General features: G+C 52.6%; 20 protein-coding genes. 10 read left to right on the top strand and 10 right to left on the bottom strand.

Annotation, left to right across the window (positions count from 1 at the left end; genetic code table 11):
* The first annotated feature begins 260 nt into the window (after positions 1-260).
* Positions 261-1265 (top strand): porin, encoded by a 1005-nt coding sequence (locus B9Z43_RS04570; protein ID WP_158270067.1) that lies wholly within the window; start codon positions 261-263, stop codon positions 1263-1265.
* A gap of 117 nt (positions 1266-1382) precedes the next feature.
* On the opposite strand, the gene B9Z43_RS04565 is transcribed toward B9Z43_RS04570, so the two are convergent.
* Entirely contained in the window at positions 1383-2261 is an 879-nt protein-coding gene (locus B9Z43_RS04565; protein WP_108322900.1) for a hypothetical protein, read from the bottom strand.
* A 145-nt stretch (positions 2262-2406) separates the two neighbouring features.
* Between B9Z43_RS04565 and B9Z43_RS04555 the strand changes: the two genes are divergently transcribed.
* Both B9Z43_RS04555 and B9Z43_RS04550 read left to right on the top strand, forming a co-directional pair.
* The gene (locus B9Z43_RS04555; RefSeq protein WP_146183897.1) at positions 2407-3270 is read left to right on the top strand and encodes a hypothetical protein; all 864 of its coding nucleotides are present in this window, start codon (positions 2407-2409) and stop codon (positions 3268-3270) included.
* 59 nt (positions 3271-3329) lie between these two features.
* Positions 3330-4010, top strand: a complete 681-nt coding sequence (locus B9Z43_RS04550; protein ID WP_108322897.1) for an AAA family ATPase — start codon at positions 3330-3332, stop codon at positions 4008-4010.
* A gap of 62 nt (positions 4011-4072) precedes the next feature.
* Here B9Z43_RS04550 and B9Z43_RS04545 read toward each other — a convergent pair whose 3' ends face one another.
* Both B9Z43_RS04545 and B9Z43_RS04540 read right to left on the bottom strand, forming a co-directional pair.
* Complete coding sequence (locus B9Z43_RS04545; protein ID WP_108322896.1) at positions 4073-4639, bottom strand: site-specific integrase; 567 nt, start codon at positions 4637-4639, stop codon at positions 4073-4075.
* Positions 4640-5547: 908 nt separating this feature from the next.
* Positions 5548-5898, bottom strand: coding sequence for a hypothetical protein (locus B9Z43_RS04540; RefSeq protein ID WP_108322895.1), 351 nt, complete (start codon positions 5896-5898; stop codon positions 5548-5550).
* Positions 5899-6662: 764 nt separating this feature from the next.
* Between B9Z43_RS04540 and B9Z43_RS04525 the strand changes: the two genes are divergently transcribed.
* From B9Z43_RS04525 to B9Z43_RS04515, 3 genes are all read left to right on the top strand, one after another.
* A protein-coding gene (locus B9Z43_RS04525) for an IS3 family transposase (RefSeq protein WP_369910052.1) occupies positions 6663-7792 on the top strand; the annotation gives its coding sequence in 2 pieces (ribosomal slippage) (positions 6663-6924 and positions 6924-7792; 1131 coding nt in all).
* Positions 7793-7863: 71 nt separating this feature from the next.
* On the top strand, positions 7864-9039 hold the full coding sequence (locus B9Z43_RS04520) for a cytochrome c (RefSeq protein WP_158270066.1): 1176 nt from the start codon (positions 7864-7866) through the stop codon (positions 9037-9039).
* 11 nt (positions 9040-9050) lie between these two features.
* Positions 9051-9233, top strand: coding sequence for a DUF2970 domain-containing protein (locus B9Z43_RS04515; RefSeq protein ID WP_158270065.1), 183 nt, complete (start codon positions 9051-9053; stop codon positions 9231-9233).
* Positions 9234-9408: 175 nt separating this feature from the next.
* Here the strand turns inward: B9Z43_RS04515 and B9Z43_RS04510 are convergent, their stop codons facing one another.
* Together B9Z43_RS04510 and B9Z43_RS04505 are read right to left on the bottom strand one after the other, a co-directional pair.
* Positions 9409-9741 carry an AlpA family transcriptional regulator gene (locus B9Z43_RS04510; protein ID WP_233250013.1) on the bottom strand — a complete coding sequence of 111 codons (333 nt, stop codon included), beginning with the start codon at positions 9739-9741 and terminating at the stop codon, positions 9409-9411.
* A gap of 84 nt (positions 9742-9825) precedes the next feature.
* Positions 9826-10638 (bottom strand): helix-turn-helix domain-containing protein, encoded by an 813-nt coding sequence (locus B9Z43_RS04505; RefSeq protein ID WP_108322888.1) that lies wholly within the window; start codon positions 10636-10638, stop codon positions 9826-9828.
* Between the two features lie 53 nt (positions 10639-10691).
* On the opposite strand from B9Z43_RS04505, the gene B9Z43_RS04500 reads away from it, so the two are divergent.
* Genes B9Z43_RS04500 through B9Z43_RS04485 form a run of 4 tightly spaced genes read left to right on the top strand, consistent with a single transcriptional unit; the run spans position 10692 to position 13712 of the window.
* Positions 10692-11567 (top strand): AEC family transporter, encoded by an 876-nt coding sequence (locus tag B9Z43_RS04500; RefSeq protein WP_108322887.1) that lies wholly within the window; start codon positions 10692-10694, stop codon positions 11565-11567.
* Positions 11568-11601: 34 nt separating this feature from the next.
* Positions 11602-12297, top strand: coding sequence for a glutathione S-transferase family protein (locus B9Z43_RS04495; protein ID WP_108322886.1), 696 nt, complete (start codon positions 11602-11604; stop codon positions 12295-12297).
* A gap of 3 nt (positions 12298-12300) precedes the next feature.
* Positions 12301-12999, top strand: a complete 699-nt coding sequence (locus B9Z43_RS04490; RefSeq protein ID WP_108322885.1) for a glutathione S-transferase N-terminal domain-containing protein — start codon at positions 12301-12303, stop codon at positions 12997-12999.
* A 20-nt stretch (positions 13000-13019) separates the two neighbouring features.
* A complete protein-coding gene (locus B9Z43_RS04485; RefSeq protein WP_108322884.1) occupies positions 13020-13712 on the top strand; it encodes a haloacid dehalogenase type II in 693 nt (230 codons plus the stop codon).
* A 274-nt stretch (positions 13713-13986) separates the two neighbouring features.
* Here the strand turns inward: B9Z43_RS04485 and B9Z43_RS04480 are convergent, their stop codons facing one another.
* The 5 genes from B9Z43_RS04480 to B9Z43_RS04460 form a co-directional block, all read right to left on the bottom strand.
* A complete protein-coding gene (locus tag B9Z43_RS04480) occupies positions 13987-14208 on the bottom strand; it encodes a hypothetical protein (RefSeq protein WP_233250012.1) in 222 nt (73 codons plus the stop codon).
* A 146-nt stretch (positions 14209-14354) separates the two neighbouring features.
* The gene (locus B9Z43_RS04475; RefSeq protein WP_019428484.1) at positions 14355-15206 is read right to left on the bottom strand and encodes a hypothetical protein; all 852 of its coding nucleotides are present in this window, start codon (positions 15204-15206) and stop codon (positions 14355-14357) included.
* A gap of 112 nt (positions 15207-15318) precedes the next feature.
* Positions 15319-16257, bottom strand: coding sequence for an MBL fold metallo-hydrolase (locus B9Z43_RS04470; RefSeq protein ID WP_019428483.1), 939 nt, complete (start codon positions 16255-16257; stop codon positions 15319-15321).
* 40 nt (positions 16258-16297) lie between these two features.
* Positions 16298-17677 (bottom strand): chromate efflux transporter, encoded by a 1380-nt coding sequence (gene chrA / locus B9Z43_RS04465; protein ID WP_019428482.1) that lies wholly within the window; start codon positions 17675-17677, stop codon positions 16298-16300.
* Positions 17674-18618, bottom strand: coding sequence for a chromate resistance protein ChrB domain-containing protein (locus B9Z43_RS04460; RefSeq protein ID WP_019428481.1), 945 nt, complete (start codon positions 18616-18618; stop codon positions 17674-17676). Before B9Z43_RS04460 ends, chrA begins: the two co-directional genes overlap by 4 nt.
* Positions 18619-18723 lie beyond the last annotated feature (105 nt).

Below are 18723 nucleotides of genomic sequence, written 5' to 3'. Positions count from 1 at the left end.
CACTTGAGCTTACTGTTGTGCATCGCAAATGCAACCGCGTGCAGGAACGCTTGGCACGATTGACGGGGACAGTTTTGCCGTGCCGCTGCCGTGCTGTTCCAGTGCGTGCCGTACAGAAAAATAGTGCTGTGAATGCGTGATCAGTTGTGCAGTTGCAGGCCAACAACTTTGCTCACTTTGATGTTGGAAAAATCTTGGCACCCTGTTGGCACCTTCAAGCAACTTAGTGGAAAAATCAAACACTGTTCGCTCTGGCTGCTTTGGCTGCCACCGGTGCTTTCGCTCAATCTTCCGTGACTTTGTCTGGCGTGTTGGACTTCTCTTACGCGACCATCAGCGGCAACGGCACAACTGCTGACACAAAGCTGAACACTGTTTCCAGCACTGGTCAAACATCTGCAATCAGCTCTATCAACCTGCATGCAGTTGAAGATTTGGGTGGCGGTTTGAAGGGTGAAATGCGCTATGAAATCGATCCACGTGCTAACGCCAACGGCGGTGCAGCATTTGGCCGTCACCAAGTGTTTGTCGGCGCGAGCGGCGGCTTTGGTGCTGTGAAGTTGGGCGCACCTAACGCAGCATCGTTGCAAGCTTTCTTGGCCAGCTCGCCTTTGGGTACTGGTATCGGTTCTGCTTTCAGCTTGTCTGATAACAGCGCTGTTACCGTCAACACTGTTCGTTACAGTAACTCCGTCCGTTATGACACACCCAGCTTCAGCGGCTTTGGTGCTAGCGTGACTCACGCTCCTGGCAATGATGACGCTACTAAAGGCGGTGCTGCTCCTGCCATCACCAACTTGGGTTTGACTTACAGCAACGGCCCTCTGAACGTGGTGTTCTCTAGCCTGCAGACCTCTGCAACTGGCGCACAAGTTGCGGTTGCAACAACAGCTACTGCAATCGGTACGGCTGCTGTTGACGCTCGAGTCAAAGGCACCTTCAACTACCTGGCTGCCAACTACGCTTTGGGTAACGCTAAAGTGTTTGTGGGTTACGGTGACGGCGACAAGTCCACCACAACTGGCCTGGATACCAAAGTTTCTCGCGTTGGCGCATCCTACACAATGGGTGCTGTGACTCTGATCGGTCAATATGCAACCACCGAAATCGGCACTGCTGCTAAGCGTAAGACAACAGGTCTGCGTGCTGACTACGCTCTGAGCAAGCGCACAGCTGCTTACTTTGGCTATGAGGCTTATGACTCTGGTGCCGCTACCGCTAACAAAACCAACATCGCTGCTGTTGGCGTGCGTCACGCTTTCTAATCACTCCGCTGGCGCAAGCCAGTTGATGATTTAAAAGTCAAAAACCCACCGTGGCAACACGGTGGGTTTTTTTACGTCTGCGCTGCTGGCGCTGTCATCAATCCAGCCATCGTCCAGTTAAGGGACGATGAGTGTTTCATTTGCATCAAACAACGGACGCCATTGCCCAGCTGCAACCGCCTCGTTCAATCGTTGCTGTTGAACTGGCCGCCAGGCTATCGGCTTTTTTAGTGGCTGCACGGACGGGAATGTGCCCACCGCAGCGTTATCAATCAGGTTGTTGGCACGGCTCAACATACGTGAAACGGCGACCTTCATGCCGTTAATCCGCTTTGCTGCTCGTTCCTTGTCATCAGTGGCTTGCGGCATACAGGTCCGAACCAGCCGCAGTTCCTTGCCGATTTGGTAAAGGCTTTTACTGCCCTGTGCCTGTCCAATCTTGTCCACGACACGACCGTCGCGGCTGGCATGGTGCAGTTGCCACACAGCGTAGGCAGACTCAATCACATCTTGCTTGATGCCTATGAGTTTGGCCAGCTTGCGATTTGCCGTACTGACCCGCTCAACCTCCCGATCGGGATGCAGCCGAATAAGCCTGCGAATCTGGCTAATGATCGTGCGCTCGGTCATGTTGATAGGAATTTCCAGCAACAGATGGCCACCGATAGGCTTGGTCAGTTCCAAGTTGTTTGGATCAAGTTCACGCACAGTAGGCAGTGCCACCTGTTCCCGAAACAGGCTCACGCCACGCCTGTCCCACCAATCGTCAAAGGTCATTTCGTAGACCTTCCCGAAGTCGGCATACATCTCCCGCAGCCGCAAGTCATCGGCCACGCCTCTGCGCTGACACACCCACCAATAGTCTTTGCTCAGTCTCAAATGCGCCCACCACCAGTAGTAGGGGCTACGTTGTGCGTCATTAAGTAGCAAATCATCGCGCCTGTAGCGGAGGCGGCGCATGCCTTTGAAGACCAGTTGCTCGTTGTTTTGATCCATGCAGACATATTACCGTTAACACATAAATCATGCGAAGGTATGTTATCTGATATCGGTGGGACTATTCGTCTGTCGGCAACGAGCAAACAAAAAGCAAGTCGCCTGAAAGCTCCGTCGACAGCTCATCTACTTAAAGGAGATTGATATGAGTAAGAAACTGAACGCAACTGAAAAGGCTATCAACGCTGTTAACGCGAAAATGAAACGCGATCAGAGGAGTTTGTTCACTGCTGCTGTGAAGGAGAGTAACGCAGCGCACTTTGCTGGTTCCATCGTCCAGCAACTGGACGATCTGTCTGTTCGTCGCGAGCAGTGGGAGAAGACTGACTACAAAAAGGCTAATGACGGGCTGTATACCCTTCTGGCTGAATGTCTGGACGTGTTTCAGGCTCGGTTTGTGAAAGGAACCGAGCAAGAGAAGAAAGCATTGCGTGAAAGCTTGATGCAGCGTTTGAAGGCTGATGGCATTCGCGTTGTGAAAACCTCTACCACGCTGACCATGTTGGCACGCTACGTGTTTAACAGCGATCGTAAACGTGCACAGGGCTACGGCTATGTGTTGGCGGCTGCCGTGTCGCATGAGAAAACCGCGGCAGAATTTCCTGCTTGGGTGGTGGAGCAGGGCGGGATTGAAGAGCTCAAACGCAGGATGGTCAAGTCTGAAGGCGCCAAGGCAAAGCAGGAAGCGGTGAAGGCTGCAACTTTGAGTGTGAAGGGGTGGGTTGAGTTGAACACGCTGGAGCCTCTGGCGCATGTCGACATTGAAGGGGTGACTGGCAGCTATGCGGTGCTTTTGGCGAAGCCCAATGTGCAGGGTGGCGTGGACATTGTGGGTTCTCTCAGCGAAGTCAACGATGCACTGGTCAATGCACTGATCTTGCGTATGGCAAAGCGGCAGGTGACGAAAGCTGACGCTGATGCCGCTATGGGTCGTCAAATTGCAAAGGAGCATGGCGACATGCTGGCAGCGGCAAACGACGAACAGCAGCGTTTGGCTGCTAATGGCTAAGTGCATGGGCGGGGGCGCTGCCCCTGCCTTTGTCTATCTATCTCTATAGGAGCACGAATATGAAATGCGAAATCAAATACGCACCTACGAACTTGAACGAGGTGATTTATCCCAATGTGGCTGTTGAGCGGCGCATTAAGGGTTATGGCAAAGGCGAGCTGGAGGGACACGTCATGCTGCATGGTCCTAACGGAACAGGCAAGACCACTGTGGCAAAGCTGTTGGTGCAGGAAATCGGCGGCGATAGTGCAATGTTGGAGTCACTTGGCTTTGATGAATTGCTGGCCAAGCAAGACTTGCGTGGACATTTGCTGCAAGCTGCGGCGCTGGCAAGGTTGTCTAGCAGTGGGAAATATTTTTTGCTTTTGAATGAGTTTGATAACGCCAAAAAGGGGGTCAATAAATTGTGGACGGCGTTGGATGACTGCGCGGATGGTGTGATGGCAATTATCACGACCAATGAGCCATTGGGCGTACACATCAGTGTCCGCTCTCGATGTGATGTCATTGATATGCCTGGCCTCAGCGCTGTAGCGGTTCTGCCGCGTGTGCAGTTTGCACTGGAATCGGAGGGTTTGCATCTGCCTAACCAGCAAGTTCTGCATTACCTGAAAGTACAGGAGCGGCTTATGGACTTGCGTAAGTATTTCAAAGTGGCTGACGAATTGCTCTATTTGCAGCGCAATGGTTTGCCATATCCTCCATGGAATGGGGCAGCGCCCACGCTGAAATCTGTTTAAGTAACGTCTATTAACTGGACGATACACAAGCCCTGCAAGGAAATCTGCAGGGCTTTTTGATGTCAAATTAACTCCACCGCATTGCGTTTCATGTCGTCGTTCACGTCGATGTAGCGCTGCGTCACGGCAATGCTGCGATGACCAGCAAGCGATGCGAGCACACGCACCCCAATTCCTTTGGTTGCCAAGTTGGTGATGAATGTGCGGCGCATAGAGTGTGATGTGGCCCCTGCAATGCCAGCCCGTTTAAACAGCCAGTAAAAATGCTGGGTCATGCCATTTGCTGTGAAGCCTTTGCGGCCAGCAGTAATGAATAGTGGGTGAGTGGGTTTTGCGCCCTGTCTCATCTGCAAATATGTGGCCAGTTCATCGCGTAGCTTTTGCGGCAGGAACACTATGCGTGGATGACGTCCTTTCGTTTGTTCTGCGGTCAAGCGTACTTCAGCTTTCACGCTGCCATCGACATTCATGACGTCGCTGATGATCAGGCTGGCGATTTCCCCAACACGCATACCTGACCATGTGCCCGTCAGCAACATGACGCGGTTACGTAGGGCGAAGTTGCGCTGTGCAATGCATGCAAGTGCTTGATCGAGTTCTGCAAGAGTGAGTGTTTTTGCTTGTCCCATGATGTTGTGCCCCTTTGGTAAATGTTTGTGCTGCATGCAGTGTGTTTTCTTTTGTCGAATTGCACGACCAGAACCCCGACAAAGCATCGGGACAAAAAACATCAATGAAATCAACGCGGTTAATAAAAGCGCTGTTTTCTTATGCTCAGTTATTTAGCTCTGTGCGCAGCTGATCTGTGGGAACAAGACGACATATGGCAGCGTTTGCGTAAAGCAGCGCAGCAGCGTTTTTCTGGCCCTCTCGCTACTCGAGTAGCTGGCCCCGTGTTTTGACAGCTTGTAGGGCTGATTTGAGGTGTGTGCCGTTGCCGCCGACAGCAGCGCCAGCAAAAATGGTGCTGCTGCTGGCGCTGCTGTCAGCTTTGCCAAGTCACCTAATGAACCTACAGATGGCACCAGATGATTTGCGCTGATCTGCTGGCGCAGCAATCAGTTTTGCAGAAATTTTTCCCGTAATACCCCATATCTGCAGTTGGTTGCCAAGGTCAATTCACCGCTATGAGCGAACTGGCGTTCGCTGTGCTTTCATGAAATGCTTTCGCTGTCGCTCTGCATTTCAATCAGCACATGAGTTTGAATTTCTTTGAAATGGTAGAAGTCGAACGCAACGCTTGCGTTGTGTGAGATGTATTGGGTTTACGGAGAATGTTTGGAGCAAGCGACGGCTATAGCGTTTTAAGAAACGCATACATACGTCGCTTGTGCTAATAGGTTTTACGGTAAAAAGCCCTTCGCACACGCTGCATTAGAGTTTGTTGGGAGACGGATGCATTGAAACTCCCAGATCGCCAAGCGATCTACTCCGCGGCATCCACTGTTGATCACATGTCAATGCAGCGACATGTGCAGTGCGGGGTCATTAGCCGTCATATTCCAACCCGCGCTTTTGCCATTTGTTACCGAGAGACTTACTCGGGATTTGCTTGTGTGGTGCCTTGATGAATGCCTGTGTTTTTTCGTTTCGTCAACTTCGCGTGCTTGCGCTGGACTTGCTTGGTAATGTTGAGCACCTTGAAGCATTGTGCTTGTGTGATCCTCAAGCGTTTTTGACCGCTATTTGCAGCACGTAGGAAGTTGTGCAGGACATGCGCTTGATTCTGTTCAAGCAAGTCACCATGATCACGTAGCGTTGTCGATGCCAGCTTTTGTGCTTGAAATAGCTCAGCTGTACCTGCGTAAATTTGGTTCACGCTGATGCCATTGCTCTTAAGCCATGCATTGGTGCGCTCTGTGTCTTTTTGGTTTTTGAATGTGTCCATGCAAGTATTTATCTCGCGGCAAATAAAACCGCAAATAAATGCACCGAAATTAGGCTGAGTTGAGTGGAGCCAACTAAATACATACATGAGACACAGAGAATTCGCCACTCAAACCAAGACACCCGAACAACTTCGCCTAGACAGTCTGAAGGCCGCTAAAAATCGTGCTGCACAAGCCGTTAAAGCCGAAAGACAGCGCCAGCAAATAGCAAAAGCGGAAAGAGCGCTTACTGCGGTCAAGCAACCGCCAAAGCCTGTTTCGCCAACGTCCAGTAGCTAGACGATCACGTCATGCTTATTGCCGAAGTCATCAGTACCTTGCACACATATACGGCAACTGTGCGTGTGAACGTGGGGGGAGGTGCCTTGCTAGTGCGAACGCAGGTACATGCTGACGGCATGACCCAAGCTCGCGCATTGCTGCTGCACTTGTACGGCGCGGGGAACGTGCTCGCGGTTGCCTAGCTCGTTAGTCCTTTTGCAAGAAGACCAACAGTTCATTTTTGGCTTGAGCCGTGACGTTCGGGTTGGACGCATTCGTATTGGTGCACCCCGTGCTCTTGCATGCAGCAGGCTCATGAAATGAGAACGTGCGTCCTTGATCCCAGCCATGCGTCGCATCAGGATAGACGACAACGCTGGTCAATGCTTTTTGCGCTTCACTGGGCAATGCCTCTTTGAAAGCAGGACAGACAGTGACCTGCCCCCTCTGAGCCGTACCAAATCGATGGAACTAAGTTCGCTAATTTTGGAGAATGGCGGATATGAAGACCACACGATTTACCGACGAGCAGATCATCGGATTCCTCAAGCAAGCTGAAGCAGGCATGTCCATCAAGGACATTTGCCGCTCTGGCGGCTTTAGCCAGCCGACCTTTTACAAGTGGCGCTCGCGCTTTGGCGGCATGGAAGCCTCCGATGCGGCCAAGCTGCGCGACCTGGAAGCTGAGAACAACAAGCTCAAGAAACTGCTGGCCGAAGCGCACCTGGACATCCATGCGCTCAAAAGCGTCTTCGGCGTAAAGCGCTAGCCCCGCAGGTCAAACGCGAGGCCATCACCCAGATGATCCAGACCCATCTTCTGTCTGAGCGCCACGCGTGCTGCCTTGTGGGGCTAAGCCGAGACAGTTTTCGCCACCCGCCTAAGCGTGATGCGCTCACGCAGGCGCTGGGCGAACGTATCGTGGACATTGCCCACGTACGCCGAAGATTTGGCTACCGCCGCATCCACGATCTGCTGCGCCCGGAGTTTCCGGGCGTCAACCACAAGCGGATCTACCGCTTGTACAAAGATGCCAACTTGGCCGTAAGAAGGCGCAAGAAGGCCAAGCGCCCACCGTGTGAGCGGGTGCCCTTGCAACTGGCGCAAAAGGTCAACGATGTTTGGAGCATGGATTTCGTCTCGGACAGCTTGTCCAATGGCAGGCGCATCAAGTGCCTGACTGTGGCCGATGACTTCAGCCACGAGTGCGTGGACATTGCCGTGGACTACGGGATCTCGGGGCAATACGTGACACGCTTGCTCGACCAAGCGGCCACCTTCAGAGGCTACCCACTGGCCGTGAGAACGGACAACGGTCCAGAGTTCACAAGCCGGGCCTTTATGGCTTGGGCCACAGCACATGGCGTGCGGCACATCTTGACCCAGCCGGGCAGGCCGATGCAAAACGGCTACATCGAGAGTTTCAACGGCAAGTTTCGAGATGAATGCTTGAACGAGCAGTGGTTCTTGAGCTTGCCCCAAGCCAGGCAGTGCATTGCCGATTGGCGCCAGGACTACAACGAAGTCAGGCCCCACAGCAGCCTGGGCCGGATTCCACCGGCTCAGTTCGCGCAGCAGCAAAGGATTCAAACCAATGCCGCTGCAAATCTCAACCCTCAAGTTTTGGATTAACCTTGAACCCTTGGACTACTTCCGATTGATTGGTACGGCCAGAGGGGGCAGGTCAGATAAAGGACCAGGAAGTGCCTTCCATCGATGACCGACCATTTAACGAGGCTCTGGCACCACAGGTGGCTCAGCGTGGTGCCTATTTGGTCCAGGTTGGAAACTGTGCTGCTTGCCATACCGCGCGAGGAGGCTTTCCGTTTGCCGGTGGAAAAGGTATTGACACATCCTTTGGCACAGTTTTCACCTCCAATATCACCTCAGACAAACTGACAGGAATAGGCGCTTGGTCCGCAGCCGACTTCTGGCAAGCGATGCACCATGGCCGCTCAAGAGATGGCAGGCTTCTTTATCCCGCCTTTCCTTATACGGAGTACACCCGAATCACCAGAGACGACACGGACGCGATGTTTGCTTATTTGCTCAGTGTGCAGCCAGTCCAACAGACCAATCGGCCTCATGCTTTGAAATTTCCATACAACACCCAAGCGGCTTTGGCGGTATGGCGAGCACTGTTCTTTTCGCCAGAGCCATTCGAGCCGCTGAAGCAGCAGAGCGATGAATGGAATCGAGGTTCATATTTGGTGAAAGGCCTAGGGCACTGCCAAGCCTGTCACGCGCCACGCAACGTGTTCGGTGCCACCCAATCCAAGCTCGGGTTGAGTGGCGGTTTGATTCCGATGCAGAACTGGTATGCCCCGTCTCTTTCCTCGCCTGTCGAGGCGGGCCTTCAAGACTGGCCCATGGAGGACATCATGCAATTGTTCAAAACAGGCAAGACTGCCCACAGTTCAACTTTAGGACCGATGGCAGAGGTTGTTTTCAGCAGCACACAGCACCTGAATCAAAAGGACTTGAGAGCCATAGCTCATTTTTTGAAAGAGCTACCGCGACAGGAAAATGCAAAAGAAGACCGGAAGCTCTCCACCACGGAGGGCCAGCAAATCGGTCAAAGTCTCTATCTCAACCAATGCGCTCAATGCCATGGAGACCATGGCGAGGGGCGTGGTGACTATCCGGCCTTGGCGGGCAACCGCACGGTCATCATGAATTCAAGCGTTAACCTGGTCCGGATCATTCTCAGCGGTGGTTTCGCACCCACCACTGAAGGTAACCCGCGCCCCTATGGAATGCCGCCCTTTGGTCATACCCTCTCGGACTCAGAGGTCACTGCCGTAGCGACTTATGTTCGAAATGCTTGGGGTCATAAGGCCGGAGCCGTCATGCCACTTGACGTGCAGAAAACCCGATGAAAAGGAGCCGTATGCAAATTTTGCACACGCTAAAGACAGTGCTTTGGAGCTTCATTGGCATCGGAGGTGGCCGAAAACAAGGAGAAGACTTCCAGACCAACCCACTGGTATTGATTGCAATCGGGTTGACTTTGCTTCTAATCTTTGTGGGAATACTCGTCATCATTGCAAAAGCCATGGTGGCAGCCAACTAATTGTTGCCCCAACATTTAGAAAGATGAACTGGACCCCAAGTGCTTGATTTGCTTACCCATTAAAAACTTAGGTAGTTTGTCATGACGTATGTTCTGCCCCGCCAAGACTATTTCGAACTGATTCCAAGTCGTTCGAACAATTTACAACCCGTTCGGGGCCTCCTTGGGTGCGCCGCTAGAACACTTTCCGGATCAGACAGGCTTCTTCATAGGCCTCAATGTCTTTGAGCCGGTACAAAACTTTCCCCACGATCTTCAAGTACTGCGGGCCCTCGCCGACTGTGCGCCAGCGTTGAAGGCGAGCGACTGAACACACCCAGCGCTCGGCGAGCATTTTTTCGGTCAGGAGTTGGCGGGCAGGTTCGGCCGGGACCTCTGGAACCAGGAGTAGGGGCTCGAGCTTGGGTTCGTTGGCTGCGGTTTTGGCGATGCCACTGGACAGGGCGTCCAGCACGTCACACATTTTGGCAGCCCGTGGGTTCGAAGATGAGGTGTTGTTAGTAGCCATGGCCTTGCTCCTTGATGCCTATATGCAGTGGTTTCATATAGGTTCATACCGTTTGGCTGGGCTTTTTTCTCAGTGGGGTGGGATTTATGCCTCCAAAACGCTACGACCCAAGGCTCTAGACAGCGTAGAAGGGCTGGCATAGCCAGTTCGCGCAGCTATTTGCTTCAACCCAATACCGGTCTGCACCAGTTGCCGTGCAATCGCCAGTCGCAAATTTTCTAAATACTTTCCAGGTGACACCTGCATCACATCTTTAAAGTAATTCGCAAATGATGTCCGTGACATGCCTGCCAAGTTAGCCAAAGTTTCCAGGGTCCAAGGGTGAGCGGGCTTGGCGTGCATGGCAACCAAACTTTTGGCAATTCGCGGATCTGACAACGCAAAAAACAGCCCTGATTCTTGTTGCGGTTGAGATGTCATGTGCCGCATCAAACTGATCAGCAAGATATCGCCTGCATGATTGATAAATAGCGGCTGACCACAACGAGTGGCCTGCATTTCATTGGCAATCAGCGTCATGACTTGCACGAGCGATGGATCAGCGTCCCTCATACCAATTGAGATTGGCCGAGATAGCTCAGCTAAAAAGCTGGGCCCCATGGGACCATCAAAAACAACGTCAAAACTCATCAAGCATCGCTGATCGGCTTCAAGGCTGTTTTGTAGCGCGTGCTCCGCAGGACAAACCAATAAGGACAGGGCGTCCAGTTGAGTGGCCGAAAAGCTATCCGAGGGGAGTTCAGATGTTCCCGCCTTGATGATGTGTAGCGAAAAACCGTCCGCCTTTGAAGTCAGCGTAACTTTTGGACTGAGTCCTTCCAGCAATGCGGTGAGTCGATCTAAGCGAGGAGCATCCATTTGTACGAATTGCAAATTTATATGTACGTATTGTTGCATCAAGTACAAGATAATGCAAAGTCTTGCGTGTGCATCTAACCGAGTCAGGATTCATGTTCTCAAAAATTGCATCCATCACGCTACCCATTTTTACTCTGGTGCTGGTTGGCTTTCTGTACAGTCGCCGGGTCAAACCGGATCTGGGCGGTGCCAACAAACTGGTCGTGGACGTCGCACTGCCCGTCTTGATCTTTATTTCGCTGTCTGCAAAATCGTTTGACCCGATTTCCGCCCTGTCATTCACTGGGGCATCCGTCGTATTGATTTTTCTGAGCGGATTGATCGCTTGGCCGTTGGCAAAATTTTCAGGCGCAACTCTGCAGGCATTTTTACCTTGTGCCATGTTCACCAACGTGGGCCCGATTGGTATCCCTTTGATTGCATTGGCCTATGGACCAGCGGGGATGGCAACAGCGGTGGTTTTGTTGGTGATCTCCAACATTCTGCATTTCACGCTGGGTGCTGGCGTGATGAGCGGCAAAGTTGACTGGCGCATGGTCTATGCAAACCCACTGGTGTGGGCAACTGTGCTGGGTGTGGCAAGTTCTCAATTGCAGTTGACTCTATCCGATTGGGTTCAAACCTCCTGCACCATGATTGGCAGCGTGTTGGTTCCGATGATGTTGATGTCCCTTGGGGCAAGGCTTGCCAGCAGTCAAGTCGCAGATGCTTGGGTGGGGGTTCAGTCAGGCGTGCTGATTTTGGTCGTCAGAATTGCGGCTGTATTTTTGACCCTCTGGCTCATCCCTTTGCAAGGCTTGGAGCGCGGAGCGTTGATTTTGTTTGCATGTTTGCCACCCGCAGTTTTCAATTTCATGCTCGCTGATAAATTTCAGGTTGAGCCCAACAAGGTGGCGTCCACAGTCATCGTCGGCCACTTGCTGAGCCTGGCATTTCTGCCTCTCGGTATTTGGCTCGCATTCCTTTAATCCTTTCAATCCAAACCCACAAGGAGCATTTCGCATGATCAAGTTCTATTTTCATCCGTCACCCAATCCATTGAAGATCGCGCTGTACCTGGAAGAGACTGGTGAGCCCTACGAGCTCATTCCAGTGGATACGCGCAAAGGTGAGCAGCACTCCGATGCTTTCAAGGCCATCAACCCCAATGCCAAGACGCCGGCCATGCTGGACGATGACGTTCGAGTTTTTGATAGCAACGCCATGTTGCTTTATTTGGCTGAAAAGATTGCTAAGTTTGTTCCCGCTGACACGCCCAAAAACAAAGCCGAGATGTACTCATGGCTGATGTTTGTGGCCACGGGTATTGGCCCTTACTGCGGTCAAGCAGTTCACTTCAAACACTTTGCACCCAAGCCCAATGACTATGCGGTGAATCGCTATGACTTTGAAGCATGGCGGCACTGGCAACTTATCAATGACCATTTGGCCAATCAGCCCTACATGATGGGCAATGAGTACACCATCGTGGACATGTCGGTTTGGGGCTGGGCTCGTGTCGCACCCTTTGTTTTGGGTGCAGATGCTTGGGAAAAACTGCCCCATGTCAAACGCTTGCTCGATGAAATCAACGCGCGACCTGCGGCGCAGCGCGCGGAAGCTTTGAAGACGAAATTTGCCTTCAAAACCGAAATGGATGAGGACGCACGAAAGAAACTTTTTCCATCTAACGAGCGTCTTAAAACCGCTGGGGTATGACGCATGATTGACTTTTATTACTGGACCACGCCGAACGGTCACAAGGTCACGATGTTCCTGGAAGAGTCAGGCCTTGACTACAACATCAAACCGATCAACATCAGCAAGGGTGAACAATTTTCCGCTGATTTTTTGAAGATTGCCCCCAACAATCGCATCCCGGCCATCGTGGACCACTCGCCACTAGGTGGCGGTGAACCCATTGCGATTTTTGAGTCAGGTGCCATTCTTTTGTACTTGGCAGACAAGACACAAAAGTTTATTCCTCAAGATTTACGTGGAAGAAATGAATGCCTTCAATGGCTGTTTTGGCAAATGGGCGGCTTAGGCCCTATGGCGGGCCAAAACCACCACTTTGTGCAGTACGCGCCAGAGCAAATGCCGTACGCCATCGATCGGTACGTCAAAGAGACTTCACGCTTGTATGGCGTCTTGAATAAGCATCTGTCAGATGGCCGTGAGTACATTTGCGGCGACTACTCGATCGCCGACATGGCCGCCTATCCTTGGGTCGTGCCGCATGAGCGTCAGCGCCAGGACATGAGTCAGTTTCCATCGCTAGCGTCATGGTTTGAACGGATTAAAAACCGTCCAGCAACACAGCAAGCCTATGAGATTGCCAAGTCCATCAATACAGCGCCCACCGTTGACCAGAACGCTAAGTCTATTTTGTTTGGCCAAGATGCCAAATCCGTTGTTTGATTCATACCAAGAAAAATTTCATGAAAATAAAAGCGGTTGTTTTCGATGCCTACGGCACATTGTTTGATGTTTACTCCATCCAAGTTCTGGCTGAAAATTTCTACCCTGGACAAGGGACCGATATTGCAGTGAAGTGGCGCGACAAGCAAATTGAATACACACGGTTGATCACACAGTCAGATCCGCACAACGTATCGGGTAGCCAATACTTCCGCCCGTTTTGGGAATTAACGCGCCTGTCGTTGGAGTACACGCTAGACCGACTCAAACTGGAACGTGGATCTGGCCAGGTTGAAAAACTGATGCAGCAATATGCACACCTCACGCCATTTACAGAAAATTTGGCAGTGCTTCAAAAGATCAAAGACATGGGCCTCACGACAGCCATCCTCTCCAATGGCAGTGTGGATATGCTCACATCGGCAGTCAAGAGCGCGGGGATGGAAGATGTTTTAGACCATCTCATTTCAGTGGATTCGATTCGACTGTTTAAGACCTCTCCCGAAAGTTACGGGTTGGTCCAACAAGCCATTCCGGTCAACAAAGATGAAGTTCTATTTGTATCCAGCAATGCTTGGGATGCTTTGGGTGCAACCTGGTTTGGCTTTACTACGCATTGGGTCAATCGACAAGGTTTGCCGTTTGAAGCGTTATCTCCTCGGCCGCATTTTTCAGGCTCTGACCTTAATTCTGTATTGGATTCTTTGGGTTAAATTGCAATGAGACCATGTCTTTGATTTGATAAATTTTCAAGTTACATGCCCGAACCAAATCGCTGTCTCAACATTTAGAATGATGCATTGAACCCCAAGAGCTTGATCTACGTGCCCTTGGAAAACTTAGGCGGTTTTTGATCTGGTATCTTCTGGCCCGCCAAAACTATTTCGAACTGATTCCAAGTCATTCGAACAATTTACATCCCGTTCGGAGCCTATTTGGGTGCGCTCCTAGAACACTTTCCGGATCGAACAGGCTTCTTCATAGGCCTCAATGTCTTTGAGCCGGTACATCACTTTCCCCACGATCAGCGAGCATTTTTTCGGTCAGTAGCTCGCGTGTAGGTTCGGCCGGGACCTCTGGAACCAACAGTTTGGGCTCGAGCTTGGGTTCGAAGGCTGCGGTTTTGGCGATGCCACTGGACAGGGCGTCCAGCACGTCACCCATTTTTTCAGCCCGTGGGTTCGAAGATGAGGTGTTGTTAGTAGCCATGGCCTTGCTCCTTGATGCCTATATGCAGTGGTTTCATATAGGTTCATACCGGTTGGCTGTGCTTTTTTCTCAGCGGGGTGGATTGGTGCATCCCACGGGTAAGCATTAGCTTCTGACGATGTTTTGAATTGCTAACAAGTTCAGATTTACTTATTCCAACCCCATCGTTCCATCTCACGTCTATCACGTGCCATTTCGGCTTCAATAGAGTCTCTTGGCAACTGTCTGAGGCAATCCTCCATGGCTTGTGGATCGAGCTTTTCAGCCTTTGGTGGAGTTGCCACCGTTTGTGGTGATTTGCCATCCCACGCAAACGGGTTTCGAAAAACAGGCGGATCCGGCAAGCAGTCATCTTTGTAACTCGGTGGACCGTCAGAAGCAAACGGCGTGAACGAGATTGTTTTCTCAAAAATAAGCGGCTTTCCTGTTGGGGTCGGCGGCAGTGACGGCATGTTTTCAACCGCCTTGCGCGCCAGTTGCTCGGCCACTGCGGACGTCGTCCAAATGGTTTCCAACTTGGCCAGTGTCCCGTCGGGTGCAATTTCAATCCTGAAACGAACGTAACCTTGATCAGGCCCTTCGACAACAGTACCCATCATGCTGCGCACCTGTTGGCCCCAGTTGTACCGATAGCCTTTGCTGTTTTTGTTTGTGTAACTTCCCGCAAAAGCCCATTCTTCTGCTGTTGGCGCTGAAGGCGCTTCCATGGTGGCTGGCTCTTTGGCTGGCGGTGACCTGTCTGTCGACTCAGTGATTGGGGCAATGCCGAGTGCTGTTGGGTTTGGTGAATCGATCGCTGGCGAAAGTTCCTGGCTCCCCATGGGTAGGTCATCTTGCGGTGGTGGCAACACCTGCATGAAGACGATTCGACTTGGGGAAGATTCTTTGTCGGCACTACGGAAGCCGAACTGATAACCGCTGACCAACGCCAAGACTGCAGCATGCAATGCCAAGCTGAACAAAACTGCAACGACGTTCGGGCGATCAACTGCCAGCATGTGTTTCAAAAAACACTGTCTGGATCAAAAGACCATTCGTAAATTTCCATCCCCACGAGATCCCTAACTCGTAAAGTGCAATTTCGACGAATGCTCCACAACAGCGACCACATTACTCACGCTCGACCTCAAGGTAGGTGCGGCTGGCGTTTCCCGGGTGCAACTCAGCTGCGTTTGCCAGGTTCATGAAAGGCTTGACGTTGAATGACTTGACCGCTTCGCTAATGTCTACACCTTGCTCCACAGCGCGTTGCATGTGTGAACGCATGGCTTGCAAATAATCGTGGCTTTGTGCCTTGGCTGTTTTGCTGTCAGTGATGCGCCCATGCCCTGGAACAATGCGTTTTGGATTCCATTGAGCCAAAGCGTTGAGGGCCTCTACCCATGCCCGCGTGCTGCTCACAGGCAAAACTGACAGCAAACGGTCCACATAAACAATGTCACCCGAGAAAGCCACTTGGACGTGGGGCAGCCACACCATCAAGTCGCCAGGAGTGTGGCCACCCCCGCGATGGCGAAACTCGAAAACGGTACCGCCGAGCTCCAATCGCGCTTCAGGCCCCTGCAGCAGTCTGCTGGGAAAGCTCAGCTCCGTTCCATCTGCAGCAGGTCCCAGTAAGGTGCGAAGTGCAGCGAACTGATCGCCGCCGCGCGAGCGCATGTCCGGCACAGCTGCAGCGTGGGCAATCAACTCAGCCCCTTGTGCCTTGAAGTAGCCATTGCCCAGCCATCGATGATCCTGTCCGCCCGTGTTGATGACCCAGCGTACGGGCTGCTGTGTCACTCGGCGCACTGCTTCGTGGATGGCACGAGCGGTTTGAAACGTCGAACCACTGTCAATCAGTACGGCACCGCCTGATGTAAGGACCAGCCCAAGGTTAGCATTCAGGCCCTGGTTGGCCACCGTTCGACCGCCGATATCGCCCACGTAAGCGTAAACGCCGTCCGCCACGGGCTCAAAGCGAACCTCCACAGCCGATGCCCACATCGTCTGGACTGCAAAAAAACTCACCAACAGCCGAGTCAAAACCCGGCGCGACATCATGAACATCTTTAACTCTCCATCACAAAATATCGATGACCTGTATCCCTCAGCCCAGCAGGGGGAACAGCCAGGACACCGCCAAGCCAACCAGAGCACTACCTGTCAGCAGCGTCATGACGCCAACCTTGAAGCGAAAGAGCGCCACTGCAGCACCAGCGGCAATTAAAGCCGACATCAGATCGAACCTTCCCTCGAATCCTTGGGGCCAGAGGACATGGTGGGCAAAAAACATGGCCAGATTCAAGATCACGCCCACCACCGCCGCCGTGATCGCTGACAGGGGTGCGGTGAATCCCAGCTTACCGTGGGTGGCCTCGACCACCGGACCACCGGCCAAAATGAAGATGAATGAGGGCAGGAAGGTAAAAAAAGTCACCACGGTAGCGGCCAACGCCCCACCCAGAAACAGGGCGTCCGGGCCTGATACCTCTTTCAACCAGCCACCCAGAAAGCCGACAAAGGCAACCACCATGATCAGCGGGCCCGGCGTTGTTTCGCCCAGGGCCAGGCCATCGATCATTTGCGGACCGCTAAGCCACTGGTGGGTGTCGACTGCCCCTTGATAGACGTAGGGCAAGACGGCATAGGCTCCGCCGAAAGTCAGTAGTGCTGCTTTGGTGAAAAACCAGCCCATTTGCGTCAAAGTGCCCTCCAGGCCGTTGACCGCGATCAGTGTCACCATCGCCAGCAACCACAGCCCGAGACCTACAAGGAGAACTTTCAAAAGTCTGGCCCGAGAAAACTTTGCGTGCAAAGGTGTAGGCGTATGGTCGTCGATCAGTGCGGGGCCATAACTGGTTTTGTTTGAGCCATGTCCGCCGCCGAGAGTAAAAACATCGGGCCAGCGTCGCGAGCCCAACCAACCGACCAAAGCAGCTGCGAGAACGATGGCTGGAAACGGTGTGTCAAATGCAAAAATCGCGATGAACGAAGCTGCGGCTATGGCCCACATCCAACGATTTTTCAACGCCCTTGTTCCAATGCGATGGGCGGCGTGCAGTACCAGCGCAGTCACTGCGGGCTTGAGTCCATAGAAGATACCGGCTACCAGCGGAACGTCGCCAAAGCGCAGGTAAATCCAGCTCAGTGTGATCAGGATGAAAAGCGAGGGCAACACAAACAGTGCGCCAGCGACGATACCGCCCCATGTACGGTGCATGAGCCAGCCGATATAGGTGGCAAGTTGCTGCGCCTCCGGGCCTGGGAGAAGCATGCAGTAGTTCAGTGCGTGCAAAAAACGCTGCTCGCTGATCCAGCGCCTGCGCTCCACCAGCTCAGTGTGCATGATGGCAATCTGCCCGGCTGGGCCACCGAAGCTGACAAAGCCAAGCTTGAGCCAAAAACGAAAGGCCTCGCCAAAGCTCACCGGCGCGGGTGGCATATCGGGTTCGGTGGGAATTTTTGATGTGACGGGATCGAGGTTCATTCAGATATTCCTGGGGCGGCATAGAGCGCATCAAAGACCAGGGCAGCTGCTTGAGCCAGAGCATCATCGTTGGTGTGGACCTCCCGCAGTCCTGCCAAAACGAGTTCCAGTCCAGCTGCCTCTGCAACGGGAATTCCGCCAACGTCCAGAAAATGAACAGCACGGGCAATTCGCTGCAGCTGCTGATCCGAATCCAATCCGAAGCTCGCCGCCAATACCTCAAAGCTCACGCGCGAGCCAATATGTGTGAATCGGGCACCGTCAAAGTCAAATCCCAAAACGCCGCGCGGTGGAGGTGTCGCACCCGCAGGGTCGGCAAGCCAAATAAAAGATGCTTCTGGGTCAATGAAGCGACGAATTAGCCAAGCGCAAGCCAGGCGATCTACCCAAGGGCGAGAACGTGTCGCCCAGCGCTTTCCCTTGAATTTGAGAGAGTCAAGGCGCGCGATGCCATGACTTGGCTGCGCCTTCGGCTCACCCTTTGAAAATCGAGTGTCAAGAGTTTGGCGCAAATCATCAAGTTCAGCTTGTGCCTGTTGGGCGGCAGCGCCAGGGTAGTAATCAAGACGGCGCAACACTTGCAGTGATTCTGTGACCCCCCGCCAGCGACGCCTAGCTTCAGTTTCGTCAAGTCCCGGGAGTAAGGCGTTCAGCGCCTCCACTTCAACATGCCATTCGGCATAAGATTTGGTGCGGTCAAACAAGGCTAGCACTTCGGTGCGCATTGCTTCGTCATGAGTTGAAAGTTGCAGCACATGCGCCTGACCACCGTTCTCGCGTACCTCAGAAACTAGCGGATCGAACAATTCAGCGTGAGACTCAGGCAGCAAATAAACGCCATCACGCAATGAAGGGCACCCAAGAGTTTTGAGCGCACGCCAAATGCGCAGGCGAATTGCCTTCGGTTGCGTTGGCAGGGTGAGAAAAAGAGCGCTCCACATAAGTTTGAAGTATATGCCTCAAACTTCGAGGTATACACATCAAAAAACTGGAGGTTAAATTAATAAACTTTTATTGGATGAGCAAACGTCCGCTTTGGGTCGAAA

The organism is Limnohabitans sp. MMS-10A-192 (assembly GCF_003063335.1).
Classification (GTDB): Bacteria; Pseudomonadota; Gammaproteobacteria; order Burkholderiales; family Burkholderiaceae_C; genus Limnohabitans_A.
The sequence above is the reverse complement of the archived record's forward strand: the minus strand, read 5'-3'. Positions and strand labels throughout refer to the sequence as shown.